Raw genomic sequence first — 713 nt, 5'->3', positions numbered from 1 at the left:
AACCGCCGCTCGATGGGGTCCCAAGGCTGCCGCTGGGCAGGTAATCGCACAGAAAGCGGCCGCTCGGACTGAAGACGGCTCAGACACCCAGAACACAAACTCGTACCGCCGAACCGAGAACGACCCGCACAACTACAATTCCTAATTCATCATGTCGACAGATTCAGACGCAGCAGCACGCCGTATCATGGACCAGTTCGGTGAAGAAAGCCGCATCCCATTCCTCAATGTCGAGGAGGGAGACGTCGGCGTCCTCATCGCCTTCCCACTCGTGGGACTGTTCATCGCCGGCCTCCTCGGAATCGACTCACTCTCACTCCCACTCATTGCTGGAGGACTTGGACTAGGGGCAGCCATCGTGTACGTCGCTCCTGACCACCTCAATGCGTGGACATGGGCGAAGGACGTTTATCGCTATGCGAAGCGGCCGCGTCGAACGTTCAGTGCAGCCGAAGTCTCGGATAACTCCGCTCGAAACGATGGTGGCCTTGCGAACTACACCCCGTTCACTCCCGACCAACGGACACAGGATCTCACCAACGTGGAACGGGCGTGGCCCGGTGCAGGTGCCATACAGCGATCGGACGGTGCGATGGAGGCGTTCATCGAAATCAATCCCGGAAACATGGACTTCGCCATGTCGGATGACTGGGTCGGACTGCAGGAAGCAGGGGCCGAATTCGCGAACAAGGAACTCGACTCGAAGCTCAAGT

General features: G+C 58.8%; 1 pseudogene. It reads left to right on the top strand.

The features are described from left to right. Positions 1 to 151: 151 nt before the first annotated feature. Positions 152 to 713: pseudogene (locus AUR66_RS11645) on the top strand (hypothetical protein); the annotation flags it as partial.

It is taken from the genome of Haloferax profundi, assembly GCF_001469865.1.
Classification (GTDB): domain Archaea; phylum Halobacteriota; class Halobacteria; order Halobacteriales; family Haloferacaceae; genus Haloferax; species Haloferax profundi.
The sequence above is the reverse complement of the archived record's forward strand: the minus strand, read 5'-3'. Positions and strand labels throughout refer to the sequence as shown.